The organism is Vibrio owensii CAIM 1854 = LMG 25443 (assembly GCF_000817815.1).
In the GTDB taxonomy this organism is placed as follows: domain Bacteria; phylum Pseudomonadota; class Gammaproteobacteria; order Enterobacterales; family Vibrionaceae; genus Vibrio; species Vibrio owensii.
This window is the reverse complement of sequence record NZ_JPRD01000048.1, coordinates 107,197-133,091: the sequence shown is the minus strand read 5'-3', so window position 1 is coordinate 133,091 and position 25,895 is coordinate 107,197. Positions and strand designations below refer to the sequence as shown.

Annotated in this window: 22 protein-coding genes and 1 tRNA gene; 12 read left to right on the top strand and 11 right to left on the bottom strand. The window is 46.6% G+C overall.

The window, feature by feature from the left end; all coding sequences use genetic code 11:
• The first annotated feature begins 226 nt into the window (after positions 1 to 226).
• Complete coding sequence (locus H735_RS22730; RefSeq protein ID WP_020193979.1) at positions 227 to 499, top strand: hypothetical protein; 273 nt, start codon at positions 227 to 229, stop codon at positions 497 to 499.
• A gap of 123 nt (positions 500 to 622) precedes the next feature.
• Here H735_RS22730 and H735_RS22725 read toward each other — a convergent pair.
• The 5 genes from H735_RS22725 to rpsU form a co-directional block, all read right to left on the bottom strand.
• Positions 623 to 698 (bottom strand) — tRNA-Ile (locus tag H735_RS22725).
• Between the two features lie 144 nt (positions 699 to 842).
• Positions 843 to 2,705 (bottom strand): RNA polymerase sigma factor RpoD, encoded by a 1,863-nt coding sequence (rpoD, locus tag H735_RS22720; protein WP_020193980.1) that lies wholly within the window; start codon positions 2,703 to 2,705, stop codon positions 843 to 845.
• 99 nt (positions 2,706 to 2,804) lie between these two features.
• Positions 2,805 to 4,565, bottom strand: coding sequence for a DNA primase (gene dnaG / locus H735_RS22715; RefSeq protein WP_020193981.1), 1,761 nt, complete (start codon positions 4,563 to 4,565; stop codon positions 2,805 to 2,807).
• A 148-nt stretch (positions 4,566 to 4,713) separates the two neighbouring features.
• Complete coding sequence (locus tag H735_RS22710) at positions 4,714 to 5,157, bottom strand: GatB/YqeY domain-containing protein (protein ID WP_020193982.1); 444 nt, start codon at positions 5,155 to 5,157, stop codon at positions 4,714 to 4,716.
• Between the two features lie 28 nt (positions 5,158 to 5,185).
• Entirely contained in the window at positions 5,186 to 5,401 is a 216-nt protein-coding gene (rpsU, locus tag H735_RS22705; RefSeq protein WP_001145625.1) for a 30S ribosomal protein S21, read from the bottom strand.
• A 230-nt stretch (positions 5,402 to 5,631) separates the two neighbouring features.
• Between rpsU and tsaD the strand changes: the two genes are divergently transcribed.
• Both tsaD and H735_RS22695 read left to right on the top strand, forming a co-directional pair.
• Entirely contained in the window at positions 5,632 to 6,648 is a 1,017-nt protein-coding gene (tsaD, locus tag H735_RS22700) for a tRNA (adenosine(37)-N6)-threonylcarbamoyltransferase complex transferase subunit TsaD (protein WP_009707767.1), read from the top strand.
• 186 nt (positions 6,649 to 6,834) lie between these two features.
• Complete coding sequence (locus tag H735_RS22695; RefSeq protein WP_020193983.1) at positions 6,835 to 7,650, top strand: alpha/beta fold hydrolase; 816 nt, start codon at positions 6,835 to 6,837, stop codon at positions 7,648 to 7,650.
• 39 nt (positions 7,651 to 7,689) lie between these two features.
• Here the strand turns inward: H735_RS22695 and plsY are convergent, their stop codons facing one another.
• Positions 7,690 to 8,301: a glycerol-3-phosphate 1-O-acyltransferase PlsY gene (plsY, locus tag H735_RS22690; RefSeq protein ID WP_009707765.1), complete on the bottom strand. Its 612-nt coding sequence runs from the start codon at positions 8,299 to 8,301 to the stop codon at positions 7,690 to 7,692.
• A 266-nt stretch (positions 8,302 to 8,567) separates the two neighbouring features.
• Here plsY and folB point away from each other — a divergent pair, with 266 nt between their 5' ends.
• The 3 genes from folB to H735_RS22675 are packed head-to-tail and all read left to right on the top strand — an operon-like array spanning position 8,568 to position 10,224.
• On the top strand, positions 8,568 to 8,927 hold the full coding sequence (gene folB, locus H735_RS22685; protein WP_005436044.1) for a bifunctional dihydroneopterin aldolase/7,8-dihydroneopterin epimerase: 360 nt from the start codon (positions 8,568 to 8,570) through the stop codon (positions 8,925 to 8,927).
• Complete coding sequence (gene folK / locus H735_RS22680; RefSeq protein WP_005436045.1) at positions 8,924 to 9,406, top strand: 2-amino-4-hydroxy-6-hydroxymethyldihydropteridine diphosphokinase; 483 nt, start codon at positions 8,924 to 8,926, stop codon at positions 9,404 to 9,406. Before folB ends, folK begins: the two co-directional genes overlap by 4 nt.
• A 14-nt stretch (positions 9,407 to 9,420) precedes the next feature.
• Positions 9,421 to 10,224 carry an undecaprenyl-diphosphate phosphatase gene (locus tag H735_RS22675; protein WP_020193984.1) on the top strand — a complete coding sequence of 268 codons (804 nt, stop codon included), beginning with the start codon at positions 9,421 to 9,423 and terminating at the stop codon, positions 10,222 to 10,224.
• A gap of 70 nt (positions 10,225 to 10,294) precedes the next feature.
• On the opposite strand, the gene H735_RS22670 is transcribed toward H735_RS22675, so the two are convergent.
• Positions 10,295 to 11,515: a multifunctional CCA addition/repair protein gene (locus H735_RS22670; protein WP_020193985.1), complete on the bottom strand. Its 1,221-nt coding sequence runs from the start codon at positions 11,513 to 11,515 to the stop codon at positions 10,295 to 10,297.
• A 148-nt stretch (positions 11,516 to 11,663) separates the two neighbouring features.
• Between H735_RS22670 and H735_RS22665 the strand changes: the two genes are divergently transcribed.
• The 3 genes from H735_RS22665 to ggt all read left to right on the top strand — a co-directional run bounded on the left by H735_RS22665 (position 11,664) and on the right by ggt (position 16,049).
• Positions 11,664 to 13,289 carry an ExeA family protein gene (locus H735_RS22665; protein ID WP_020193986.1) on the top strand — a complete coding sequence of 542 codons (1,626 nt, stop codon included), beginning with the start codon at positions 11,664 to 11,666 and terminating at the stop codon, positions 13,287 to 13,289.
• Positions 13,289 to 14,011, top strand: a complete 723-nt coding sequence (locus H735_RS22660; protein WP_020193987.1) for a general secretion pathway protein GspB — start codon at positions 13,289 to 13,291, stop codon at positions 14,009 to 14,011. Before H735_RS22665 ends, H735_RS22660 begins: the two co-directional genes overlap by 1 nt.
• A 307-nt stretch (positions 14,012 to 14,318) precedes the next feature.
• Entirely contained in the window at positions 14,319 to 16,049 is a 1,731-nt protein-coding gene (gene ggt, locus H735_RS22650) for a gamma-glutamyltransferase (protein ID WP_020193989.1), read from the top strand.
• Between the two features lie 79 nt (positions 16,050 to 16,128).
• Here ggt and H735_RS22645 read toward each other — a convergent pair whose 3' ends face one another.
• From H735_RS22645 to H735_RS22635, 3 genes are all read right to left on the bottom strand, one after another.
• Positions 16,129 to 16,740: a TIGR04211 family SH3 domain-containing protein gene (locus tag H735_RS22645; protein WP_005528771.1), complete on the bottom strand. Its 612-nt coding sequence runs from the start codon at positions 16,738 to 16,740 to the stop codon at positions 16,129 to 16,131.
• A gap of 181 nt (positions 16,741 to 16,921) precedes the next feature.
• The gene (locus H735_RS22640; RefSeq protein ID WP_005431976.1) at positions 16,922 to 18,181 is read right to left on the bottom strand and encodes an inorganic phosphate transporter; all 1,260 of its coding nucleotides are present in this window, start codon (positions 18,179 to 18,181) and stop codon (positions 16,922 to 16,924) included.
• Positions 18,182 to 18,311: 130 nt separating this feature from the next.
• Positions 18,312 to 18,992, bottom strand: a complete 681-nt coding sequence (locus tag H735_RS22635) for a TIGR00153 family protein (protein ID WP_005431974.1) — start codon at positions 18,990 to 18,992, stop codon at positions 18,312 to 18,314.
• 205 nt (positions 18,993 to 19,197) lie between these two features.
• Here H735_RS22635 and H735_RS22630 point away from each other — a divergent pair, with 205 nt between their 5' ends.
• On the top strand, positions 19,198 to 20,730 hold the full coding sequence (locus H735_RS22630; protein ID WP_020193990.1) for a CYTH and CHAD domain-containing protein: 1,533 nt from the start codon (positions 19,198 to 19,200) through the stop codon (positions 20,728 to 20,730).
• 31 nt (positions 20,731 to 20,761) lie between these two features.
• On the opposite strand, the gene H735_RS22625 is transcribed toward H735_RS22630, so the two are convergent.
• Positions 20,762 to 21,580 (bottom strand): potassium channel family protein, encoded by an 819-nt coding sequence (locus tag H735_RS22625; protein WP_020193991.1) that lies wholly within the window; start codon positions 21,578 to 21,580, stop codon positions 20,762 to 20,764.
• A 48-nt stretch (positions 21,581 to 21,628) separates the two neighbouring features.
• Between H735_RS22625 and H735_RS22620 the strand changes: the two genes are divergently transcribed.
• Positions 21,629 to 22,885: a methyl-accepting chemotaxis protein gene (locus H735_RS22620; RefSeq protein ID WP_005436071.1), complete on the top strand. Its 1,257-nt coding sequence runs from the start codon at positions 21,629 to 21,631 to the stop codon at positions 22,883 to 22,885.
• 120 nt (positions 22,886 to 23,005) lie between these two features.
• On the top strand, positions 23,006 to 25,849 hold the full coding sequence (gene glnE / locus H735_RS22615; RefSeq protein WP_020193992.1) for a bifunctional [glutamate--ammonia ligase]-adenylyl-L-tyrosine phosphorylase/[glutamate--ammonia-ligase] adenylyltransferase: 2,844 nt from the start codon (positions 23,006 to 23,008) through the stop codon (positions 25,847 to 25,849).
• The last annotated feature ends 46 nt before the right edge of the window (positions 25,850 to 25,895 follow it).

Below are 25,895 nucleotides of genomic sequence, written 5' to 3'. Positions count from 1 at the left end.
TATTTCTTGCTAATCCTGAATAACAGTAGAAGCCAGTCATTTGACTGGCTTTTTTAATGTTCAATTAATTGCATTTTAATTGCCGCTCTTTCTCTGATTTGTGCAAGTGATCTTTTATAAAACTAAGTTCTTATTTGTTTGGCGATGAAGTTGATAAAAGTCAATTCAGAGAAGGAGTTAGAGGCGTAATTTTGACCGCACTGATTAGCTAGAAGGAATTACTAGAATGGCATTTAAACATTACCTCAGAGAGTTACTGGGTTTGACCATCGTGGTCTCTGTGGTGTTCGGGGTTTTGAGTATCTTATTGGATTTCTGTGCCCTTGCGGCACTGTGCGAGCATCAAGAAAATATCGCGCATATCTTCTTCCACGAATCGTTTTACTTCGTCGCGTTTCTGATCCCGCCTTATTTCTTGTGGAAAGTTATTAACCGTCCGGACTTAGTTGCAGCGACAGAGGATTACCAAGTCAGCAAACTTGGGTTAGAGCGCCCTTAGCTCTAAACAAACCTCAGTTCTAAACTAGCTCTAAAGTTAATGTTGAGTCGTTGGTATTGGGTGGAATCTCTGTCTTCCAGATACAACAAAGGCCCGTAGATTTCTCTACGAGCCTTCTGAATTTGGTGGCCCCTCCCAGACTTGAACTGGGGACCAATCGATTATGAGTCGACTGCTCTAACCACTGAGCTAAGGGGCCTTAATAGGTCAACGATTATAGGGGAAGCGTTGCAAGGTGTCTAGCCACTAGGTAGGGCAATTGCGCTTAGTTTTTATTCACTTAGCTTCACGGATAATAAAAAAGGTGACCAACGGTCACCTTTTTTGATTTTAATCGCTTCGATTACTCGTCTAGGAAGCTGCGCAGTGTTTCTGAGCGGCTTGGGTGACGTAGTTTACGCAGTGCTTTCGCTTCGATCTGACGGATACGTTCACGAGTAACGTCGAACTGCTTACCAACTTCTTCTAGAGTGTGGTCAGTGTTCATGTCGATACCAAAGCGCATACGAAGAACTTTTGCTTCACGTGGCGTTAGGCCTGCAAGTACGTCTTTTGTTGCCATTTTCAGGCTTGTCGCAGTTGCAGAGTCTAGCGGTAGTTCTAGCGTAGTATCTTCGATGAAATCACCTAGATGCGAATCTTCGTCGTCACCGATTGGTGTCTCCATAGAGATTGGCTCTTTAGCGATTTTCAGTACTTTACGAATCTTGTCTTCTGGCATCTGCATGCGCTCTGCCAGTTCTTCCGGTAGCGGCTCACGACCCATCTCTTGCAGCATTTGGCGAGAGATACGGTTTAGCTTGTTGATCGTTTCGATCATGTGTACCGGAATACGAATCGTACGTGCTTGGTCCGCGATTGAACGAGTGATTGCCTGACGGATCCACCACGTTGCGTAAGTCGAGAACTTGTAACCACGACGGTATTCGAACTTATCTACCGCTTTCATCAGACCGATGTTACCTTCTTGGATTAGATCCAAGAACTGTAGACCACGGTTGGTGTATTTCTTCGCGATAGAAATTACTAGACGTAAGTTCGCTTCAACCATCTCTTTCTTCGCACGGCGAGCTTTTGCTTCACCGATAGACATGCGACGGCTGATGTCTTTAATGTTTTGAACGTTTAGAGAAGTCTCTTCTTCAATCATTTTTAGTTTAGTGATTGAACGACGGATTTCTTCTTCGCTACGTTTGATTTTTTCAGCGTATGGCTTGTCAGATGATAGGATTTCATCCAACCATGCTTCGCTTGATTCGTTGCCTGTGAACAGTGCAATGAATGATTTCTTCGGCATTTTGCCGTATTCAACAGCAGCCTTCATGATCAAACGTTCTTGAGTACGAACGCGATCCATCGCCGTGCGCAGTTCATTCACTAGGTGGTCAAACTGTTTTGGCGTTAGACGGAATTCTTTGAATACGTCTAGCATCAACTCGTTAGCTACTGTTGCTTTCGGGCTCTCGTAACCGTGCTCGTTGATTGCAAGCTGAAGATTTTGGTACGTGCTGCGTAGCTGGTTGAATTTCTCAAGCGCTAGTTCTGGGTCGATACCAACATCTTCTTCAGAATCATCTGAATCGTCATCGCTTTCTTCGTCTTCATCAACGTCTTCCTCATCTTCTTCTTCTAGCTGAGATTCAGTCAGTTCAGAACCGATGTGCGTTGCTGTTGGTGCAGCTGTGTCGTCTGCATCAGGGTCAACAAATCCAGAGATTAGGTCTGTTAGACGAAGTTCTTCTGCTTGAACTTTGTCAAATTGCTCAAGAATGTATGGGATAGTGCCAGGGTATTCAGCAACAGACGATTGAACTTGGTTAATACCTTCTTCAATACGTTTTGCGATGTCGATTTCGCCTTCGCGAGTCAGCAGCTCTACAGTACCCATTTCACGCATGTACATACGTACTGGGTCTGTTGTACGACCAATTTCACTTTCTACGCTAGAAAGTGCTGCTGCTGCAGCTTCTGCTGCATCTTCATCGGTAATGTTTGTGTCATCGTTCAGTGCTAGATCATCGGCATCAGGGGCAGTTTCTACTACCTTGATACCCATATCGTTGATCATCTGAATGATGTCTTCTACCTGTTCTGAATCTACGATTTCAGCAGGCAGGTGGTCATTTACTTCGGCGTAGGTCAGATAGCCTTGTTCCTTGCCTTTAATAACAAGTAACTTTAGCTGTGACTGCGGATTTTGATCCATAGACGGTATCCAACTTCGTAATCTGGTGAAGGAATTAGTATGCGAAATGCAAACCACTTACTATAGCAAATTTAATTGTTGCTGACTAATTAATCAGGGTTACGCTTTTAAATCTAGCATTAAAGCTAGCAGCTCCCTTTTCTCTTCGGCTGATAAACCGACACTTCTTGCTTTGGCCTGCAGGTTTTCAATTTGCTTTTCTACGCACTGGGCAATAATTTTATCCAGTGAGTCTAAAAATATTTCTTCTAGGTTGTCTTCTACGAGGGGAATATCCCAGCTCGCTAGACGAGACAGAAGGGTCTCATTTTGGCTATTTCGCCAATGCTCTAATAATTGGCCTGTGTTGATATGGGGATGTGCCTGACATTTATCAAGTACATCAACAAATAAACTTAGTCCTGGTATTGATAAATCTCTTACCGAAGACAAATCAGGTACCATTTGAGCATAGCTCGGATTTTGAATAAGTAGAGCGATTACCTCGCGCATTGGAGTTCGTTTGATCTCTTTGTGCGGCTGAGGTCGAGTTTCGCTCGTCTTCTTACGCGGTTGGCGTAAGCGGTTATCAAAGCCCGTGCGTTCATCAAGCAGCTTTTCGAGTAACTCCTGAAAGTAGGGATCAGGTATCTTGTCGATTAAGGCACTCGCGTAGGCACGCAGTGCGGATTTACCTTCATTGTTGCCCAAGTTGATTTGGTGCAATTCAATCAGGTTATCGAAAAGATAGCTCGAAAGCGGTGTCGCTTGTTCAATTTGTTGTTCGAAGGCTTGCTTGCCGTATTTGCGAACGTAGCTGTCCGGGTCTTCTCCATCAGGCAAGAACAAGAACTTCAATGTGTTACCTGTTTTTAGGTATTGAAGTGCGTTCTCTAACGCGCGCCATGCGGCTTCTTTACCTGCTCGGTCGCCATCATAACAACACACAACGGTGTTGGTTTGTCGGAACAACATTTGAATGTGGTCACCTGTCGTTGACGTGCCCAATGAAGCGACAGAGTAATCTACGCCATATTGCGCCAAAGCCACCACATCCATGTAACCTTCAACCACTAAAATTCGTGGTGGTTCACGATATGCTTGTAAAACTTCATAAAGGCCGTAAAGCTCTTTACCTTTATGGAAGATAGGCGTTTCTGGTGAGTTTAGGTATTTCGGAGTACCGTCGCCAAGGACGCGACCACCAAATCCAATCACTCGGCCACGACGATCACGAATCGGAAACATGATACGACCACGAAAGCGGTCATAACGGTTACCTTTGTCGTTCTCGATCAACATGCCACCAGTTACCAGAATGTCTTGGTTGTCTTTGTTCTGGCCGAAGTTTTTACGGACTAAATCCCATTCATCAGCCACATAGCCGATGCCAAACTTCTGTACGATTTCGCCAGATAGACCGCGATCTTTCAGGTACTCAATCGCCACTTTGCTTGCTGGCTGCTTGAGTTGGTTACGATAGAACTGAGCAATGCTGCCCATCAAATCGTAAAGACTGCGTTTTTCACTGCTGCTTGCTTGAGGGCCAGATTTAAACTGACCACCGCCACCACTGCGCTGTTCGCGTGGTACGTCCAAACCAAGGTAAGACGCCAGCTCTTCAATCGCTTCGACAAACTCTAAACGTTCGAACTCCATAATGAAGTCGATGGCATTGCCGTGCGCGCCACAACCAAAGCAGTGATAAAACTGTTTCTCTTGGCTGACACTGAAAGAAGGGGTCTTTTCGTTATGAAAAGGGCAGCAAGCACCGTAGTTTTTGCCTTTTTTCTTAAGTTTTACGCGCGCGTCGATGATATCGACAATATCGAGTCGAGCTAGGAGGTCATCAATAAAACTGCGAGGGATGTGTCCAGCCATAAAACCTAACAAAAAAAGAAAATCATGATTGGTGTGAATGGGTTACAGAGAAAAGCATGTGTACGGCTTTTTGTTATTCCATTCTGCCAGATACAAACAAGCCGTGCGTTCCAAAGGATAGCACGGCTTGCTGCAATTGGGTGGGGTATTAAGCCAATTTAGCGCGAACTAGACCGCTTACTTTACCCATATCTGCACGCCCTTGAATTTGCGGTTTCAGAACGCCCATTACTTTGCCCATGTCTTGCATGCCAGCTGCACCAGATTCCGCAATTGCATTCTCGATAAGAGCTGCAACTTCTTCGTCCGTCAGTGGTTGAGGCATAAAGTCCTCAAGAACCGTAATTTCAGCTTGTTCCGCATCAGCTAGATCTTGACGACCCGCTGCTTCAAATTGCGTTACAGAGTCGCGACGTTGTTTAACCATCTTAGTCAATACAGCAAGAATGTCGTCGTCGCCCAGAGTGATCTGTTCGTCAACTTCACGTTGCTTAATTGCTGATAGAGCTAAACGAATAGTACCAAGGCGCAATTTGTCCTTGGCTTTCATCGCTAATTTTTGCTCTTCTTTGAGTTTATCAATCAGAGCCATAACTAAATTCCTTTCCGGAGCTCAGTTATTAGTACAGGCGAACGCGACGAGCGTTTTCGCGAGCAAGCTTCTTAGCGTGACGCTTTTGAGCTGCTGCTTTAGCGCGTTTGCGAACTGTAGTTGGTTTTTCGTAGTGCTCACGACGACGCACTTCAGAAAGGATACCTGCTTTTTCGCAAGAGCGCTTGAAACGACGTAGAGCAACGTCGAACGGTTCGTTTTCACGTACTTTAACTACTGGCATATGCCTTTCACCTCAGGGGTTATTCGTTAACGCTGGATTTCAGTAAACCAAATCACAATTGTTTGGTCTATTACCAGCTTGATCAAAAATGGTGCGGAATTTTAATCCGATCACATAAGCTTTGTAAAGCCTTTTATCGCTTATTGTCTGTACAAAATTTGTTTGAAGCATCAAGGCAAGGTAATATGACGCCCAAATTTCCTCTATATAGAAAGCCCACTGAGAAAACCATGCGCATTATCGGTATTGAAACCTCATGTGACGAGACTGGCATCGCGATTTACGACGATGAAAAAGGTCTGCTATCACACCAGCTTTACAGCCAAGTAAAACTTCACGCGGATTACGGTGGCGTGGTGCCTGAGTTGGCTTCACGTGACCACGTTAAGAAAACCATTCCTCTTATTAAAGAAGCGCTAAAAGAAGCAAACCTAACCCCAAAAGACATCGATGGTGTGGCGTACACGGCAGGCCCTGGTCTTGTTGGTGCTTTGCTTGTTGGTGCAACGATTGGTCGCAGTATCGCTTACGCTTGGGGCGTGCCTGCGGTACCTGTTCACCATATGGAAGGTCACCTTCTTGCGCCTATGTTAGAAGATAACCCACCACCGTTCCCGTTTGTGGCGGTATTGGTATCAGGTGGCCACTCAATGATGGTGGAAGTGAAAGGCATCGGCGAGTACAAAATCCTAGGCGAATCGATTGATGACGCAGCGGGTGAAGCGTTCGATAAAACCGCCAAGCTAATGGGCTTGGATTACCCAGGTGGTCCACTGCTGTCTAAACTGGCAGAAAAAGGCACACCGGGTCGCTTTAAGTTCCCACGTCCAATGACCAACGTGCCGGGTTTGGACATGAGCTTCTCTGGTCTAAAGACTTTTACTGCTAACACTATTGCGGCAAACGGTGATGACGAGCAAACACGCGCGGACATCGCTTTAGCATTCGAAGAGGCCGTGTGTGCAACACTCGCAATCAAATGTAAGCGTGCACTAGAGCAAACAGGCATGAAGCGCATAGTTATTGCTGGCGGCGTAAGTGCTAACCGTCGTTTGCGTGCTGAGCTTGAGAAGCTGGCGAAGAAAGTAGGTGGTGAAGTTTACTACCCACGCACGGAATTCTGTACCGACAACGGTGCGATGATCGCTTACGCTGGTATGCAGCGCCTGAAGAATGGCGAAGTGTCAGACATGGCCGTGGAAGCGCGACCACGTTGGCCAATCGACCAACTGACGCCAATCGCGTAAGCAAACCTCTGCTGAAGGTTTGAAATAGATTCACGACAATAAAGGTCTCTGCTCATCAGAGGCCTTTATTTTTAGCTAACGAATTGAAAGGCTTCGTGTAATTAATGTGAAAGTCTGACTGATGCGAGCAGTTCTATATTGTTTTGGTGATAGGATGATGCGCAAGAATAAGAAATGGATATAACAATGAATAAGTTTGAAATTGAAGGCCAAGAACTTGCTTACTTAGATAAGGGCGAAGGTCCTGTACTTCTGTTTGGTCACAGCTACCTTTGGGATTGCCAAATGTGGGCTCCACAAATTGAAGTGTTGAGCCAATCGTACCGTTGTATTGTGCCAGACCTTTGGGGGCATGGTAAGTCAGATGCTGCGCCAGCTTCAACCCGTTCTTTGGTGGATTACGCTCAGCACATGCTGGCATTGATGGATCATTTGGAGATCGAACAGTTCTCTATTGTTGGTTTGTCTGTTGGCGGCATGTGGGGAGCAGAGCTGACTTCTCAAGCGCCACAGCGTGTGAAGTCATTAGTGTTGATGGATACCTTCATTGGGCTTGAGCCTGAAGTGACGCACAAGAAGTACTTTGTGATGTTAGATACGATTAGCCAAGTGCAAGCCGTGCCAGCGCCAATTATTGAGGCAGTCACTCCGCTATTTTTTGCCAATAATGCTGAGCAAGTGAATCCTGAGTTAGTCGCTTCATTCAAACAAAGTCTGGAAGCTCTGCAAGGTGAGCGTGCCGTCGAAGTCGCTCGTATTGGACGTATGGTGTTTGGCCGTCGTGATGTGATTGAAGATTCTGAGATGTTCGCACTGCCAACGTTGATTGCGGTTGGTCGTGAGGATAAGCCACGTCCAGTGTTTGAATCTTACTTAATGAATGATTGCATTACGGGCAGCGAGTTAGTGGAGATTCCTGAAGCGGGACATATCAGCTCTTTAGAACAGCCAGAGTTCGTTAACCAAATGCTGTTGAATTTCCTCAACAAAGTACATGCATAAAATCTTGAACAGCATGATTCAAATACAAAAAACTCGGCATTAAGCCGAGTTTTTTTCTATCAGTTTCTTCTCGCCAATCTTGGGCTCTTCACCAGACAGTAAGCGGCGGATGTTTTGATGGTGCTTAAATACGATTAAACAACACAACATGGCCACAGGCAGAGTGTACTGGGGTTTGAACATCCAAGTATAAAAAGGAGTAACCAGAACCGTCACCAATGCGGCCAAGGAAGAGTAACGGAATAAAGCCGCCACAGAGAGCCAAGTGAGCATCACCAGCCCAGTTAAATCCAAACCAATAGGTGCAATTGCGCCTAGTGCCGTTGCAACGCCTTTGCCACCTTTAAAGTGAAAGAAGATCGGATACATATGGCCAAGACAGGCCGCGATGGCGATAACACCAAGGATGATTGGGTCGATACCAAGGAAGTAGCCACCCCACACTGGAATGGTGCCTTTGAGCATATCGCAAAGCAATACGGCAATCGCTGCCCCTTTACCACCAATACGTAATACGTTGGTGGCGCCTGGGTTATTCGAGCCAACTTTGCGTGGATCTGGCAGTCTCAGCAAACGACAAATTAGAACCGCACTGGAGATCGAACCCAGCAAATAGGCGGCCATTGTCATTATTAGTGCCAGTGCGTCCATAGAAGTCCTTGATGGATTGGAATTTAATGCTCAGTTCCTGAGTAATTGCTATCATACCGCGATTCGGCTTTGAGCAAAAATACTCTCTGCGATAGAGCTTGCATTATGGGATTTCTTGTATATAAAGAGTCTTCGCAGTTTATACCCAAGCGACTTTTTGCCACCAATTGACGTGGTTAAAGGCCGTAGCAGGTTGCTTGGGTATAGAATAGTACGATCAAAATGCCCAAATCGGGTATCCGACCTCTGTAATAGAAGGACATAAGATGGCTCTGGATAAAGTTTTTATTGAACAGTTAGAAGTGATCACCACCATCGGCGTTTACGATTGGGAACAGCAAATCAAGCAGAAGCTGGTTCTGGACATCGAAATGGCGCACGATAACAAGCCGGCGGGCAAGAGTGATGATGTTCAAGATGCGTTGGATTACTCACAAGTGAGCGAAGCGGTATTAAATCACATCGAAAATGGTCGCTTCTTGTTGGTTGAGCGCGTGGCAGAAGAAGTCGCAGAGCTTATCATGCAACGTTTCTCTGTTCCTTGGGTGAAGATCCGTTTAGCGAAACCTGGTGCTGTTCCTCAAGCACGCGCTGTTGGCGTTGTGATTGAGCGAGGTCAGGCATGATCAAAACGTATATCGGTGTAGGGACCAATATTGACCGAGAACATCACGCACTTGTGGCTTATCAAGAGCTGCAAAAGCTGGGATGTGATCTGAGAGTTTCGCCGATATACGAATGCGAGCCAATCGGCTTTAGCAGTCAAAACTTCTACAACTTCGTGATTAGTTTTTCCACGGAGTTATCACTCGAAGAGTTGAGTCACCGCTTACGCGAGATTGAATTTCAGTGGGGGCGTGAAGAAAACGCACAGAAGTATCAGGATCGAACTTTAGATCTCGATATAGTCTTGTTTGGTGAGTGTATTTCGCAGCAAAAACCTGAGCTACCTCGCAGTGATATCTACAAATATCCTTTTGTAACAAAGCCCCTGTATGATCTCGAACCTCAATTGGTGATCCCCGGCGATGGAAGAACAATCGCAGATATTTGGCAGGTGATGCAGCCTGTCGATTCACTCAAACCAGTTTCTTTTTCACTTTAATCTGAGTTGTTTACATGAGTTACTTTGAAGCCTTTATTTTGGCTCTGATTCAGGGTCTGACAGAGTTTTTACCAATTTCCAGCTCTGCGCACTTGATCCTGCCTTCTGCCATTCTTGGTTGGGAAGACCAAGGTTTGGCCTTTGATGTTGCCGTTCACGTTGGTACATTGATGGCGGTGGTGATCTACTTCCGTCAAGAAGTGATCACGCTTTTCCAAGCGCTGTTTGCTTCGATCTTTAAAGGTGATCGCAGCAAAGAGGCTAAACTGGCATGGATGATCGTCATTGCAACGATTCCAGCCTGTGTGTTTGGCTTGTTGATGAAAGACATCATTGAGGTTTACCTACGTAGTGCCTACGTGATTGCAACCACGACTATCATCTTCGGCTTGCTGCTTTGGTGGGTAGATAAAAATGCAGAGCTAGTGGCTGATGAATACCAAACGGGCTGGAAGAAGGCTCTGTTTATCGGTATCGCTCAAGCACTCGCTATGATTCCTGGTACTTCACGCTCTGGTGCGACAATCACGGCGGCACTTTACCTTGGCTTTACTCGTGAAGCGGCGGCACGTTTCTCATTCCTAATGTCTATCCCAATCATTACTTTGGCGGGTGGTTACCTAGGTATGAAGTTGGTGACAAGCGGTGAACCAGTACACGTTGGCTTCCTATTAACGGGCATTGTGACTTCGTTTATCAGTGCGTACATCTGTATTCACTTCTTCTTGAAGATGATTTCACGCATAGGCATGACACCATTCGTTATCTATCGTCTGATTCTAGGTTTTGGCTTGTTTGCTTTCTTGCTGACTGCTTAAACTCAATCCGAATGAAAACGCCCACTTTCTACAGCGGGCGTTTTTGTTTGTCTGTTATGTACTTATCGGTTTATTTTCCTAGCGTAACTCTGACTGCTTCAACGCGACGCTTCTCTTGTTCATCACGAATTGCTGGGCCTTTGAAGCCGTCTTTAATGATCGCTTGTACATCGACAGATGCCGCCGCTTGGTAAGCTTGCATAAACAGCTCTGCTTGCGGGTAAGGTTGGTCTTCTAGCCCCTTTCGACCAGCATGATCGGCTTGGCAACAGATTAAAATATCTTGTAAACGTTCTGATTTACGCCACACATCAAACTTGTTTAGGATTTTGATGATAGTTTGAGGCTTAAGTTCAACTGCTCGATGGATGTTAGAGTGCTGCTCGCACACCATTAGGGCTAAGTCACGAAACTCATTAGGTACGCGTACACGGTCGCACAGCTTTTTAATCAGTTTTAATCCTGTATGACAATGCATTTTATGACTTGGCCATTCGCTTTCTGGCGTGATGCCTTTGCCTAAATCATGTACTTGCGCAGCAAATCGAACGGGTAGTGAATCACTTAGCTTCGCTGCCTGCTGTGCCACCATTAAGGTGTGAATGCCCGTGTCGATTTCCGGATGCCATTTTTCTGGTTGAGGTACACCAAATAGCGCGTCAATTTCTGGCAAGACAACGGCTAATGCACCGCAATCTCTTAAAACGGATAAAAACACGTCAGGGCGGGAGGTAGAAAGCGACTTGTGCCATTCCTGCCAAACACGTTCTGGCGTTAGCGTACTTAGCTCGCCGGATTCGGCCATATCGCGCATCAGCAGCATGGTTTCCTCTGCGACACTAAAACCCAAGTGCGCTAACTTAGCCGCGAAGCGAGCAACACGTAAAACACGCAAAGGGTCTTCAACAAAAGCCTGCGAGACATGACGAAGTACTTTTGCATCGGTATCTCTTTGGCCGCCGTATGGGTCATACAAGTTGCCATCTTCATCCATCGCCATGGCGTTGATAGTGAGGTCGCGGCGAATTAGGTCTTCTTCAAGCGTGACGCTTTGATCAAAGAAACATTCAAAGCCAGTGTAACCCGCCCCAGATTTTCTTTCGGTTCGTGCAAGGGCGTGCTCTTCTTTAGTCTTGGGGTGAAGAAATACAGGAAAGTCTTTCCCGACAGCCGTGTAGCCTTGGCTTTGCATCATTTCTGGTGTCGAGCCGACGACCACCCAATCTTTGTCATAACTGTCGATTCCGAGCAAATGATCTCGAACTGCACCACCAACTAAATAAACTTGCACGCATTACCTCTTAATTTATGGATATGACGTTGGACATTGTAGCAAGCAATGGTACTTTTCTTCACATCTAAAAGAACTTAGCGCTTTGTTTAAGTCTAATAAGGAATATCCCGATTTGATTGCGGGTGGGTTTTAGCTGGAGATCCTAATGTATAAGGACTTTTTCGGGTTTGTTGAACTGCCATTTTCGATTGTTCCAAACTCGCGTTATCTGTATCTGAGCCAACGTCATAAAGAGGCGATTACGCATCTTCAGGCGGGGTTAGGCGATGGTGGTGGTTTTGCCATGCTGACGGGCGAGGTAGGGACAGGTAAAACCACGGTCGCAAAAGCCATGTTGGCAAACTTAGACGAGAACACCAAAGCGGGGTTGATCCTCAATCCAACGTTCTCAAGTCGAGATTTACTCGAAGCCGTTTGTGATGAATTCAAAGTCACCTATCCGCAAGATGCGACATTAAAGCAGCTTAACCAAGTGATTCATGAGTACTTGTTGAATAATCACAAGTCAGGTTGGACAACCTTATTGGTTATCGATGAGGCTCAGCACTTGGCTGCCGATGTGCTTGAGCAATTACGCCTGTTAACCAACTTAGAAACGGATACACGTAAGCTGCTTAAAGTGCTTTTGGTGGGGCAGCCTGAATTACAGCGCTTGTTGCAAACTACGCAACTGCGTCAACTTGCTCAGCGCATTACTGGCCGTTATCACTTGCTGCCACTTGATGAGAAAGAAACCGCAGATTACATCACGTTCCGTTTGCACACCGCTGGTGGTGATAAACAGCTGTTTGACCGCAGTTCTACCAAATTGATTGCTAAATACAGTCACGGTATTCCGCGTCTGATTAACTTGATTTGCGATAAATCCCTGAACATGAGCTATTACAAAGGCAATGTGGTCGTGGATAAGCAAACTGTTCATCAAGCGTGTGAAGAGGTAATGCAGTTCCAAGCGGAGATTTATCAGCAAGACAAACCCATTCGCCGCAGTTTTGAGTGGCCGACATGGGGCTCGGCTGCCATCGGTGTTTGCGCTGCTGTCGGTATTGGTTGGGCTGTGATGCAGCAAATGCCTTTAAAGTCGACGGTAAGCACTGCGCCTGTTCAAGTCGTTCAAGCGACAGTCCCTCAAATTGCTGCGCCTGTGGTTAATGAGCAATTGACCAATGAGCAGCGCAACATGTTGCTAGAACAAAAACAATCGAATCTAGCGGTGAATGAACTGTATAAGCTTTGGGGTTATCGTGCTTCGGTACGTGATAATTTATGTTTATCAGAGCCTCAATCCACCATACGATGCGAGCGTAAAATGGCGACATGGCCGTTGTTGGTGCAGCAAAATCGTCCGGTTATCTTAGAGCTCAACTATCAAGGCCAAGTCGGTTATGTTGTTTTGTATGCCATTGGTGATGACAAGGTCGAAGTGCTCAACGGCAGTCAGCGTTTGCGGCTCCCCGTTTCTTGGCTTAAACCATTGTGGCAAGGCAACATCATTGAGTTGTGGCAAGCGCCGCTCAAGGATACGTTGCGCTTAGATATGGAAGGACCAGCGATTGATGTTCTTGACCAACTCTTGGCACAGGCTGTGAATGAGCAACCGCTAGGTTCTGATATCTATGACGGCGCACTAAAAGAGCGTGTGGAGTTGTTCCAACGTTGGCAAGGCATTGGTGTTGATGGTATCGCAGGGCAACGTACACTGGAGCGATTGCAGCAGAGCGTACAAATGGATGCACCACAGCTAAAGCAAATTGATGAGGAGGACGCATAATGTCAGTCATGAAGCATGTTGGACTCTTTCTATTGCCAGTGAGCATTACGGCGGTTGGCGCGGCGTGGTATTTGGATCTCTTTGCCCAAGATGCCCCAGAGCCTGTTGTGGTTGAAAAAGCGCAGCCGATCGTTGAGCCAGTAAAACCAGTGGTTAAGCCTAAGTTCGAAAGCTTGAGTTACCCCGAGGAGCCACAACTGGCGCAGTTGCAACGAGATTGGCCGACTGCCGAACTCTCACAAGAGTTTGGGACGTTCGTTGATAAAGGGTATGCCAATAATGATTCGGTTCCGGGTGAGCAAGACTTGTTAGAAGTACCTCAGAAAACCGCGCCTACCAGTCCGAAAATGCAAAGCCATGATGATCTCGGCTTATCACTGGACGATCTTGATTTGTCTTCTTTATCTCCAGATTTAGCATTGAAGGTAGAGAACGCGTTAGCAAACAACGATCAACCATCTGCAGATAATGCATCATCGGCTGATGATCTTGAGCGTGACGCTCGGCAATGGCATGGACGATTACCGGCTATGAACTTGCAAACGCACATGTACTCGAGTGACGTGAATCGTCGTTGGGTGAAGATCAATAACGTTGAGTACCATCAAGGTGATGTGGTTGATGGGCAGATCACTTTGAAAGAGATCCAACCGCGAGCGGTGATCGTCGAATTCCAAGGAGAGAAAATCCGTATCCCAGCTCTCTATGAATGGAAAGGCTAAGCTTCAACTAAAGCGGTTTTTTCTTCCAAATCACATCTAGCCAGTGAGCTTTTGCCGCTGGCTTTTTTACTTCTGGATTTTTACATCTGTAGAGCGGTTCGTTTATCCATTTTAGTGATGCCAACTCAGGGTTCAAAGAAACAAAATATACCTTATGCCTGTCGTTTAAATGACTCCAATACGGCGTACTTATTGATAGGTGTTCCCCAGTCAGTGTTGTGTAAAAAAACGCCATATTGACGAACTTCGCAATAAGCATTGAGTCAACGTTAGACATCTTATAAATACAGGAGTCTATCCGGAACGTATGCGTATTCTTACTTTTTCTTTGAGCTTGATTGCCGCGGTGAGCCATGCCGCAAAGCCAGAACCTTTCCCAATTACGCCAGATAATACTGGTGAACATTTTATGGTGAGTGCAACCAACCCTTATGTCAGCAGTACTGGCTATTCCGTATTGAAGCAAGGTGGCAACGCGGTCGATGCCATGGTTGCGATGCAAATGGTGATGTCCGTTGTAGAGCCTGACATGACAGGCATTGGTGGCGGCACGTTCGCTCTGTTCTATCAGCACGATAAACAAAAGTTTCTCGCCTTGGATGGACGCGATGAAGCACCTTCTAGTGCAAACCCAGAAATGTTTGTGGAAAACGGAGAAGTGCTTAGCCGTAATGAGATACTTGGCCCTCGCTCTATTGCCGTGCCGGGAACGCTGCGCTTGCTTTACACCACTCACGAGCAATACGGAAAGCTGCCATGGTCAGAGCTCATTAAGCCTGCCATTGAACTGGCGAGCGAAGGATATGCGATGAACAGCTATACTTATGACATTGTTGTACGAGAGCAAAGCCGACTTGAGCAAGACCCGGAAGTCAAAGCCTTGTATTGGCAAGGAGACGAAATCAAGCCGACGGGCACCTTGATGAAGAACCCGAAGATGGCTGAAACATTGAGAAACATTGCTCAACAAGGTGATAGCTATTTGTATGGCGGTGAGTTTGGTAAGCACATCGTAGACACGGTCAATAGCCGCATTGATGATCAACATGAGAAGTTGTCACTAGACGATTTCAAAAACTATCAAGTAAAGCAACGAGAGGTTATTGAGAGCGATTACCGTGGGAATAAAATCGTTTCGTTTGGTTATCCAGCATCCGGTGGTCTGATGGTCTCTCAAAGCCTTGAGTTACTTGAGCCTTACGAACTCTCACAAATGGCGAAGACGAATGTTGAGCCTTGGCGCTTAATGACTGAGGCGATGCGTATTGCTAAGGCTGACCGTATCGCGTATGCCGGCGACCCAGATTTTGTCGAACCGCCAACGGCTGAATTGCTGTCCAAAGAGTACTTAGATGAGCGTCGTGGACTTATTCCAAGTGAAGGGGTAGCAAAAGAAAATCCAAAAGCAGGGCAAGTCACCGCAACACAGTACGCGCAGTACCAAGGTTTTGAGAGCAAAGATACCGGACACATCTCTATCGTCGATAGGGAAGGGAATGCCATTGCCATGACCAGCACGGTAGGCACTGGTATGGGTTCTGGTGTGATGGTTGATGGCGTTATTTTGAATGCGCAGATGGCAAACTTCTCACCTCAGCCAACGGTTAACGGTAAACCAACTCAGAACTCGATTGAAGCGGGTAAACGTCCACGTTCCGCCATTACGCCATTAATGGTGATGGACAGTGACGACAACCTGCGTTTGGTGGTCGGTTCTCCAGGCAGTTCCCAAATCCCGGGTTATGTGTTGAAAACCGTCGTTGGGGTGCTGGATTGGAACTTATCAGCGCAAGAGGCCATCGATTTGCCGAACATTCAGTACGGCACCAAAATAGACCGCACTAAGCCTTATGACCCGACGGGCTTGCTGGTGGAGAAGAAAACGTTCGCAGAAATGCTGGTACCGGAGTTTATGGAACTTGGCTACCCAGTACACGTGATTCCAGTTGTGAGTGGCTTGAACGCCATTGAGCTAAAAGATGGCAAGATTTACGGGGCAACGGACAGACGCCGAGCATCCAGTTCAATGGGTGAGTAACAAGAATCCTACTTAACAAGCCAACAAAAAAGCCAGTCGATTACGACTGGCTTTTCTTTATCCGTTCAGCTGAAGGCAATTATGCCCAACCTGCTGGCGATTTCTTTCTGCGAGGAATTAGGTGTGGCAGTACCAAACCAAATAGCAGACCAAGACCTGCAACACCACCACCGTAAGTGAAGTACTTCAGTAGCATGTCGTCTTTTTGCGTATCTAGCTTAGCGCGAAGTTCGCGGTTTTCTGTTTCAACAGAAGTAAGCTGGTCGCTGATTTCAGAGTATTTCTTCTCTAGATCAGAAATCTGTTGGTTGCGTGTTTCTAGTGATGTCACTAGACCCGCTTTTTCGGTGTCTGAGTTCTGGCGTGCGTTTGCTAGTTGCTCTTTCACTTCTTTCAGCTCTTTCTCTACGCGAGGAAGGCGAATTGCCATGCTTTCTTGGTTCGTAACAAACTTGCTTTGCACCCAGCCTGTACGGCCACGAGCGTCACGGATTTGTGTGTAACCCGTGTCTTTGTTTGTTTGAAGAAGTTGTACTTTAGAGCCTGCGTTAACACTGCCCATAATGCGGTAAGTGTTGTTTGGACCAGAGTGCATAAAAGTGAATAGGTCATCAGAAATATAACGGTCTGCCGCTAGTGCCGCTGGCGCTGCTAGCAAAGTAAACAAAACCGTGATGATTAGTTTTTTCACAGTAAATCCCTTAACGATTTTCTTGGATACAGCTTTGGCACCGAATTATTGGAGCCGGAAATAGACGAATATTATGCAGTTTCAAACTTCGGTGCAACAAAGAAGGGAGGCAAAGCCTCCCTTTCTGTGCGTTTGAGTCAATAATGACAAAGCGCTTACATTGTATTGACGGTGTTTACTCTTACGAGAACATCGCTTGGATGCCGTAGAAGAATACTACTGCCAATAGTGCGCCTGCTGGTAGCGTAACGATCCAAGATGCAACGATGTTACGAACCACGCCTAGGTTAAGTGCTGCGATACCGCGAGCGAAACCTACACCTAGAACCGCACCTACTAGAGTTTGAGTAGTAGAGATAGGTAGACCAGTACCTGATGCTAGAACTACTGTACATGCTGTTGCTAGCTGAGCTGCAAAGCCACGGCTTGGTGTTAGTTCAGTAATACCAGTACCAACGGTAGCCATAACTTTATGACCTAGCGTTGCTAGACCAACTACGATACCAAAACCACCTAGAGGAAGAATCCACCATGCGATTGTGCTTTTCGCTGTAACTTCACCCATGTGTTCAACCGTTGAAACAACGGCAGACAGTGGACCGATCGCGTTAGCTACGTCGTTTGAACCGTGTGCGAATGCCATTGCACACGCTGTGATAACCATTAGTACGCTGAAGATGCCTTCTACGCCAGCAAAGCTGCGGTCTTCTTCGCGGTTCGCGAATTTCTTCTGAATGTAGAAGTAACCACCTGCCATTACTGCAGCAGAGACGATTGCTGCCCACATCCACGCTTCACCATTACTTAGGTGAAGGCCAACGTGTTTCAGACCTTTCTTAATCGTTACAAGCGCAATCACCATAGTCGTGATGAACATGTACACTGGAACGAAACGTTTCGCGTTGAATAGTGGGTTCTCAGTATCAAAGATCAGACGCTGTGCGCTGACAAAGATAACGTAAGCAAAGAAGCCTGAGATAACCGGAGTAATAATCCAGCTACCGACAATCCCTTGAACACTGCTCCAGTCAACTGCTTCTGTACCTACAGACACACACGCAAAACCGATGATTGCACCGATGATTGAGTGAGTCGTTGATACAGGCCAGCCCATGTAAGAAGCAAGTAGAAGCCAAGTACCAGCCGCAAGAAGCGCTGACATCATGCCGTAGACAAGAATGTCAGGTTGGCTAGCAAATAGAGATGTTTCGATAACACCTTTACGGATAGTGTCGGTTACTTCACCGCCTGCAAGATATGCGCCCGCAAATTCAAAGATCATTGCAATAATGATCGCTTGTTTAACGGTAAGCGCTTTTGAGCCAACAGATGTACCCATAGCATTAGCAACGTCGTTCGCGCCAATACCAATTGCCATCATGAAACCAAAAATCGCTGCAACAATAATCAGGACAGTGCCGTAGTTCGCAAGGATATCCATCGTAATACCTAGTTGTTTTATAACAAGCGGAGCAAAATTTTGCGCGCGTCAGCCCATAAGACGGTGAAAATAGTCATCGTCCATCTGACACGCGTTAGTAATGCTCTTCGTTATGTCGTTAACTTATGTTTTAAGATCGAGATAGCATGACTTCCAAACGAGCACCTACGCGCTGCGCTTGGTCGGCAATACCACCTACCCATTCAAGAATCTTGTACAAGAACATGACATCGATAGGATTCATGTCAGCTTCAATCGCCATCAGTTGTTGGCGAAGTTCAATCTGCATTGCATCGGTGTCATCTTCAATTACGTCCAACTGATGAATCATTTCAGCAACGAGCGTTACTTCACGGCCTTTGAAGCCGGTCTCTAGAAGTTCATCAAGTTCGTTGATCACTTTTTGCGCCTGATCAGCCGCATCAAGACAACGTTGAACGTATGCGAGGAAGTTTGGTTGGAGAGCCTCAGGAATGACAAGTTGTCGACCATATACACGGCCAGCAATGTCTTTTGCCAGGTTAGCAAGTTTGTCTTGTTGAGTTAGAAGCTCAAGCATGTCAGTACGATCGACTGGCATAAACAAACCGCGAGGCAGTTTTAGACGGATTTCACGTTTCAGCACGTCCGCTTCTTTCTCTAGGTGAGAAATCTGAGCACGAATTTCAGCTGCTTTTTCCCAGTCACCCTTTGAAGAAACTTCAAAGAACTTAACCAGGTGTGAACAACATTCGTTGACACACACAACGTGGCGCTGCAAAGGCTTAATTGGGGACTTTGCAAATAACCCCATAATTGTATTTACTGGCATGGTCATTCAACCTAATAACTATAACCTTAAAAAAACATACACCATTTCTTGGCGAAATGTTGAACGATGGCTATAAAGGCGCGCATGTTAACGCATTAAATCGCTCATTAAAACTGTTTTAGATCATCATTCGGGTGATATTTCTTTCTTGCCGTGTGAGAAATTAGGCAATATCCTGTTTCTATCTGCTTTGAAAGGTATAGCTATGGAAACCGAGATAGAACTGAAGTTTTTTGTTTCTCCTGAATTTTCAGAAACTTTAAGAGCTAAAATTTCCGAAACAAAAGTACTTCAGCACAGTAGTCGTGACTTAGGTAACACCTACTTTGATACCGCTGATAAATGGTTAAGAAAGCACGACATTGGTTTAAGAATTCGCCGTTTTGATGATGTTTTTGTCCAGACTGTAAAAACAGCAGGACGCGTTGTTGCTGGCCTTCATCAAAGACCAGAATACAATGCCGAGCACACCAGTAATGAGCCGGACCTCACGCTTCATCCTTCTGATATCTGGCCAGCAGGTAAAGATATCGCAACACTGCAAGCGGAGCTGACGCCTCTATTCTCTACTAACTTCACTCGTGAACAATGGCTGATTGGTATGCCTGATGGCAGCCAAATCGAAGTTGCGTTCGACCAAGGTGCCGTGATTGCCCTAGGTGAAGACGGAGAAGAAAAGCAAGACCCTATCTGTGAAGTGGAACTTGAACTCAAATCTGGTCAAACAGATGCACTGTTTACCCTTGCTCGTAGCCTATGTGAAGCGGGTGGTATGCGTCTAGGCAACTTAAGCAAAGCGGCCAAAGGCTACCGTTTGGCAAGTGGCTATACGGGTGATGAAGTGAAGCCGCTGGCATTGGTCGACAGCAGCAAAAACGACACCGTGGAATACTGCCTAATTAACTCATTAGAGCATGCGTTAGCACACTGGCATTACCATGAGCAAATCTACGCAGAGCGTGATTGTGTCGAATCACTAAGAGAAATCGTCAACGCAATTCGCTTTATCCGCCAAACTTTCACTATCTTTGGCAGCATGGTACCGCGCCGAGCAAGTGCGATTCTGCGCCAAGAAATGAAATGGTTGGAAGAAGAACTTGAGTGGCTCGATGAGCACGCGCATTTAGAAGAGCTACTGGACGATAAAGGCAACGTGCTGCGCAAACTGGACGCACGTAAGTTCCTTGTTTCTGAGTTAACTCAACAACTGGGCGAGCTACCAAGCCGTGAAGAAGTGCTAGAGCTGCTAAGTTCTGCTCGCTACACTGGTTTGCTATTGGATTTGAGCCGTTGGATCTTAACGCGTGGCTGGCAGCCATTCCTTGATGACAAAGCGCGTGAAAAGATGTCGAGTAACATCCAACCGTTCTCAGTGAAGCAACTGGATCGCACTTGGGCTGAGTTGATGGAAGCTTTCCCGGCTGAGCGTGATTTGTCAGCACAAGAATATGTCGATCAACGTTACCGTCTGCTGCGTAATCTTTACACTGGTATTGGCTTCGCGAGCTTGTACGATGCCGAAGAGCGCACCAGCTTCCGTCTACCATGGGCGGACTTAGTGCATGGCATTGACGACCTGCTCATGCTCAACCATTTGCTGCCATTAGTTGGCATGCTAGAAGGGGAAGAGCAAGAACAGTTAGAGCGTTGGCTGCACCGTCAAGAGCGCTCCATCTTGCACGCGATGGATCAGACTCGCGCTATCAGCGTGGAAGTTGAGCCCTATTGGCAAGAATAAGATGACTACAAAAAAATAGGACCTGAAGGTCCTATTTTTTTGTCCGTTGTTTCTGTTCATTGAGTTCGTCTTCGATGGATTGGAGTCTATCTAGTATCTGTTCCTGCCTATCCAATACTTGTTCCAACAGCTTCTCTTTATTCTTCGACCGGTTATCTTGCTGACGAGTGGGAGCGGTCAGGAACGAGGTGATTAAACCTGAAATCATACCGAAGATACCAACACCACATATGATGATCAGCACGGCAAGCAGCTTACCTCCCGTCGTCACTGGATAATGGTCACCATAACCAACGGTCGAAATAGTCACAAAGGCCCACCACAATGCGTCTGTTCCCGTCTGGATGTTGGCATCAGGATTCTGCCCTTCAATAAACAGCATCGCACTAGAACCTAAAGTAATCAGCACCACCATTAACAACAAAATGGACGCTAATGTGGTTTCACGACGGTTTTGCTTGAGCTGGAAAAGAATGAATTTGGAAGAGCGCAGTACCAGAATGACGCGCAAGATATGGAATAAGCGAGCGAAGCGCAAAGGCTCAATCATTGGGATGCTCGCCACAAAATCGATCCAGTGGTGCTTGAGAAACAACTTACGATCTGTGGCTCGGATCAAATCTATAGTGAGCTGCAGTATAAAAATACTACAGATTATAAAATCCAGACCGATAAAGACTTGACGGGTTTCGTGATCAAGCGGGAAAAACAACAGGCCAGAGATCACAAATAGCGCCATGAAGGACAAGATTAGTGATAGCAACCCCATCGGTTTAGTGCTGTCTTTGATATCATAGTTTTTCATACGAAGCTCGAAATAAATCGCGCAACCAGAATCAAGCGCGAGCATAACTATAAGTAAGATAAAGACTATATAAGACTCGGTGGAGAACTGACAATGGAAAAGCTGGCATTTAAGCCGTGGGAAAGGGTGATATCCGACATCAAGCTCGTTCCGAAAATGGTCATGTTGATGGTATTCAGTACCATCCTGATTGTGGCAAAACAATTATGGGACGCGAGCACGTTCTATAACTCATTATTGGCGGCAACACAGAACGAGCAAGTTGCCCAACAACATTACGAAGCCTACCTAACGCAAGTGGCGTGGCAAACCGCGATACTCATTGTTGTGTTTGTGGTGCTATTGCTCGCCGCTGCTCGTGTCATGCTGCGTCAAACACAGTACTTGAATGATGCAATCAAGTTGATGGCAAGCAAAAATCTGTCTGTGCCATTTGGCATGGATTGTAAAGATGAGTATGGCGATGTCGCTCGTGAGCTAGAGAAAACGCGTCGTCAGCTGCATGATGTGATTCAGATGCAGATCAATGCTTCTGATGAGCTTTCTACTCTGACGGAAGTGATGACGCTCAGCATGTCAGAAACCAAAGAATCAGCACAAGAAGAGTTCAACGAGATCGATCAGCTAGCTACCGCAATGAGCGAGATGTCATCTACGGTTCAAACGGTGGCAGAGCATGCACAAACGGCATCGTCTCTTACCGAGCAAGCGTCGACACAAGCTGTGACTGGTCAGCAGTTCTTACAGAAAACCGTGTCTAAGATGAGTGAACTGTCTTCTGATATCGCTTCTTCAGCAAGCGCGGTAAACCAAGTGGAAGAGCGTGTTGATGCCATCGGCAGCGTAGTTGGCACCATTCAAGGTATTTCAGAACAAACCAACTTGCTTGCACTGAATGCGGCAATTGAAGCGGCACGTGCGGGTGAAGCGGGCCGTGGCTTTGCAGTAGTAGCCGATGAAGTTCGTAACCTTGCTCAACGTACGCAGCAAGCAACGGTAGAAATCCAAGAGATGATCACTCAGCTTCAAGCGAGCGCAACCTCAGCGGTAGAGTTGATGGAGAAGAGCGTGGTTGAGGCAGCTGAAGGTGTTGAGCTAGTTTCAAATGCTGGCACTGAGCTTGACGGCATTGTTGGTCAAGTCACGCAAATTAACGATATGAACTTCCAGATTGCAACGGCATCAGGTCAGCAAAGCAGCGTCGCAGAAGAAATGAGCCAGAACTTAACTAATGTTCGTGAGCTTGTGGAAGCATCGGTCGTGGTGGTCAGCGAGTTGCTAGAGACCTCTGAGATGATGCAGAACAATGCAGAAGAGCTCGACAAGAAGATTAAATCTTTCGAAGTCTAGTTTCAGCAAGCTTTGATAAAACGCCCACAAACCTTTTGTGGGCGTTTTTATTTATGCCAACTCTGGTATAAAAGAGTGTATACCTCTCAAACCACAGTGCTTTTCACACAAGGAAGAAAAATGCAGCTGCCTTCGTCACTGATTTCTGTCGCGGATTCTGCGGTTCAAAACGCCGAGCAAGCGGGATACTTTCAACAATGGCCAACCGAGATTGCTGAGCAATTTCGTTTTGTGTCTGGGTTAAGTAAGTTCATTACCGAAGCGATTCATCGTGATGAGACACTCGCACAAAACTTGCCAAGCATGCTGGCAGAAAGTAGTCGACAACAAGCTTATCGTACACGCCTCGCCGATCTCTTAGCTGAATGCCAAGATGAAATGGCAGGCCACCGTGTGCTGCGTCAGTTCCGTAACCGCGAAATGGTCTACATTGCGTGGAAAGACTTTACCCACACTTGGACACTAGAAGAGTCGCTCAGTCATTTGTCTCAATTGGCAGAGGCGATGATCTTCGAAACTTATCAATGGCAATACAAGATTTGCTGTAATGAGTGGGGCACGCCAACCAATGCCGAGGGTGAAGCGCAACCTATGCTGATCATTGGCATGGGTAAGCTTGGCGGTGGTGAGCTTAACTTCTCTTCTGACATCGATCTGATTTTCACATACCCAGAAAACGGTGAGACGCAAGGCGCGCGCCGCAGCATTGCCAACGCGCAGTTCTTTACCCGTTTGGGGCAACGCATCATTAAAGCACTCGACCAACAAACCTTTGACGGCTTCTGTTACCGCGTGGATATGCGTTTACGTCCATTTGGTGAAAGTGGTCCGTTGGTGATGAGCTATGCCGCGCTCGAAGATTACTACCAAGAACAAGGAAGGGATTGGGAACGTTATGCGATGATTAAAGCGCGCGTGATGGGCAGTGAAATGTATCCGCAATATCAAGAGTTGCGCCAGATGCTGCGTCCGTTTGTTTTCCGCCGTTATATAGACTTCAGTGCGATTCAATCTCTGCGCCGGATGAAATCCATGATCAGCAGTGAAGTGCGCCGTCGTGGTTTGAGCAATAACATCAAGTTGGGTGCGGGCGGCATTCGTGAGATTGAGTTTATCGCTCAAGTGTTCCAGTTAATTCGTGGTGGTCGCGAGCCATCTTTACGTGGTCGAGGCCTGCTAGAAACCTTGAATGCCATTGGTGAGCTGGGTCAGCTTACGCAACCAGAGGTCGATAACCTTGAAGTGGCTTATAAGTACCTGCGCCAGTTAGAAAACCTGCTACAAGCGATGGCGGACAAGCAAACGCAAACCTTGCCCGATTGTGCAGACGAGCAATTGAAACTTGCTACTGCGATGCGCTTTGATAGTTGGGATGCGCTCATTGCTCAAACGCAACAACACATGGCAAACGTGCACAAGGTATTTGAAAGTTTGATTGGTGATGATGAAGAGGACGAAGCGGAAGCCGTCGCTCGTCATTTCCACGAATTGTGGGACATGGCGACCAAGCAAGATGTGCTTGAACACGTTCTACAAGAGGATATCAAAGCCGAGAATCCAGAAAACTTGGCGAAAACCATTATGCAGTTCAAAGCGGATCTGGCGAAGAAGACGCTTGGACCACGTGGGCGAGAAGTGCTGACCAAGCTAATGCCAAAAGTCTTCGATGCGGTGTTTGCTCATCCGGATGCGCAGTTTGGCTTGCCGCGAGTTTTGCATTTGCTGCATAACATCTGTACGCGAACAACGTACCTTGAGCTGTTGGATGAACATCCGGCTGCGTTAGTGCAATTGGTTCGTCTGTGTACAGCTAGCCCAATGATTTCTGAACAGCTATCGCGTTATCCAATTCTGCTTGATGAGTTGATCGACCCTCAGCATTTGTACAACCCAATTCCACTTGATAGCTACCGAACAGAGCTACGTGACTTCCTTGCCCGCATCCCAGAGGATGATATGGAGCAGCAGATGGAAGCGCTGCGCCAGTTTAAACAAATCTGCATCTTGCGTATTGCCGCTGCTGATATTGCTGGTGTCCTTCCTGTGATGAAAGTGAGTGACCACTTAACCTACTTGGCAGAAGCAATTGTGGAAGCGGTAGTGAACCAAGCTTGGTTACAAGTGTCGGAAAAATATGGCGAACCAACGCATGTGAAAGATCGTGAAGGTAAAGGTTTCGCCGTGATTGGTTACGGAAAAGTTGGCGGTTGGGAGCTGGGTTATAACTCAGACCTCGATATCGTGTTTATGCACGATTGCCCAGTGAACGTCTACACCGATGGTAAGAAAGAAATTGATGGTCGCCAGTTCTATCTTCGTTTAGCGCAGCGCATCATTCATATTTTCTCAACCCGCACTGCATCAGGCATTCTGTACGAAGTGGATACTCGCTTACGTCCATCTGGTGCTTCTGGGTTATTGGTTAGCCCAACCGATGCTTTTGATGACTATCAACACAAAGATGCATGGACATGGGAGCATCAAGCTCTTGTTCGTGCGCGTATGATTTATGGTGATGAGCCTTTGGCTATCGCCTTCCACAACACCCGTCATGATGTGTTGTGTAAACAGCGTGACCAAGACGCGCTGAAGAAAGACGTGGTCGATATGCGTGAGAAAATGCGTGACCACTTGGGTGGGAAAAAATCCGGTCGTTTTATGCTGAAGCAAGACAACGGCGGTATTACCGATATTGAATTTCTCGCTCAATACCTTGTGCTCAACTACAGTCACAGTAAGCCGAAGCTGATTCGCTGGTGCGATAACGTGCGTATTTTTGAAACCCTGATTGCACAAGGTGTCATGGAAGAAGATCAAGCGATGCAATTGACGCGCGCATACACATCAATGCGCGATGAGATTCATCGTCGAAACTTGCTCAACTTGGATGCCGATGTGGCGGAAGAGAAATTTGTTGCAGAGCGAGAGTGGGTGAAGCAAGCATGGAATCAATGGTTTGCCTAAGCAGAAGTAGTGCACAAGGTTCAGCCTAGAAAAAGGCTGTGTTAAA

What these genes read in the sequence shown, in the direction of transcription:
- glnE (WP_020193992.1), top strand. Translation starts at nt 23,006, where the DNA reads ATGCAGCTGCCTTCGTCACTGATTTCTGTCGCGGATTCTGCGGTTCAA.
- ggt (WP_020193989.1), top strand. Translation starts at nt 14,319, where the DNA reads ATGCGTATTCTTACTTTTTCTTTGAGCTTGATTGCCGCGGTGAGCCAT.
- rpsU (WP_001145625.1), bottom strand. Translation starts at nt 5,401, where the DNA reads ATGCCAGTAGTTAAAGTACGTGAAAACGAACCGTTCGACGTTGCTCTA.
- plsY (WP_009707765.1), bottom strand. Translation starts at nt 8,301, where the DNA reads ATGGACGCACTGGCACTAATAATGACAATGGCCGCCTATTTGCTGGGT.
- H735_RS22710 (WP_020193982.1), bottom strand. Translation starts at nt 5,157, where the DNA reads ATGGCTCTGATTGATAAACTCAAAGAAGAGCAAAAATTAGCGATGAAA.
- H735_RS22675 (WP_020193984.1), top strand. Translation starts at nt 9,421, where the DNA reads ATGAGTTACTTTGAAGCCTTTATTTTGGCTCTGATTCAGGGTCTGACA.
- rpoD (WP_020193980.1), bottom strand. Translation starts at nt 2,705, where the DNA reads ATGGATCAAAATCCGCAGTCACAGCTAAAGTTACTTGTTATTAAAGGC.
- H735_RS22695 (WP_020193983.1), top strand. Translation starts at nt 6,835, where the DNA reads ATGAATAAGTTTGAAATTGAAGGCCAAGAACTTGCTTACTTAGATAAG.
- folK (WP_005436045.1), top strand. Translation starts at nt 8,924, where the DNA reads ATGATCAAAACGTATATCGGTGTAGGGACCAATATTGACCGAGAACAT.
- H735_RS22665 (WP_020193986.1), top strand. Translation starts at nt 11,664, where the DNA reads ATGTATAAGGACTTTTTCGGGTTTGTTGAACTGCCATTTTCGATTGTT.
- H735_RS22640 (WP_005431976.1), bottom strand. Translation starts at nt 18,181, where the DNA reads ATGGATATCCTTGCGAACTACGGCACTGTCCTGATTATTGTTGCAGCG.
- H735_RS22625 (WP_020193991.1), bottom strand. Translation starts at nt 21,580, where the DNA reads ATGCTCGCGCTTGATTCTGGTTGCGCGATTTATTTCGAGCTTCGTATG.
- tsaD (WP_009707767.1), top strand. Translation starts at nt 5,632, where the DNA reads ATGCGCATTATCGGTATTGAAACCTCATGTGACGAGACTGGCATCGCG.
- H735_RS22660 (WP_020193987.1), top strand. Translation starts at nt 13,289, where the DNA reads ATGTCAGTCATGAAGCATGTTGGACTCTTTCTATTGCCAGTGAGCATT.
- H735_RS22620 (WP_005436071.1), top strand. Translation starts at nt 21,629, where the DNA reads ATGGAAAAGCTGGCATTTAAGCCGTGGGAAAGGGTGATATCCGACATC.
- H735_RS22635 (WP_005431974.1), bottom strand. Translation starts at nt 18,992, where the DNA reads ATGCCAGTAAATACAATTATGGGGTTATTTGCAAAGTCCCCAATTAAG.
- folB (WP_005436044.1), top strand. Translation starts at nt 8,568, where the DNA reads ATGGCTCTGGATAAAGTTTTTATTGAACAGTTAGAAGTGATCACCACC.
- H735_RS22630 (WP_020193990.1), top strand. Translation starts at nt 19,198, where the DNA reads ATGGAAACCGAGATAGAACTGAAGTTTTTTGTTTCTCCTGAATTTTCA.
- dnaG (WP_020193981.1), bottom strand. Translation starts at nt 4,565, where the DNA reads ATGGCTGGACACATCCCTCGCAGTTTTATTGATGACCTCCTAGCTCGA.
- H735_RS22730 (WP_020193979.1), top strand. Translation starts at nt 227, where the DNA reads ATGGCATTTAAACATTACCTCAGAGAGTTACTGGGTTTGACCATCGTG.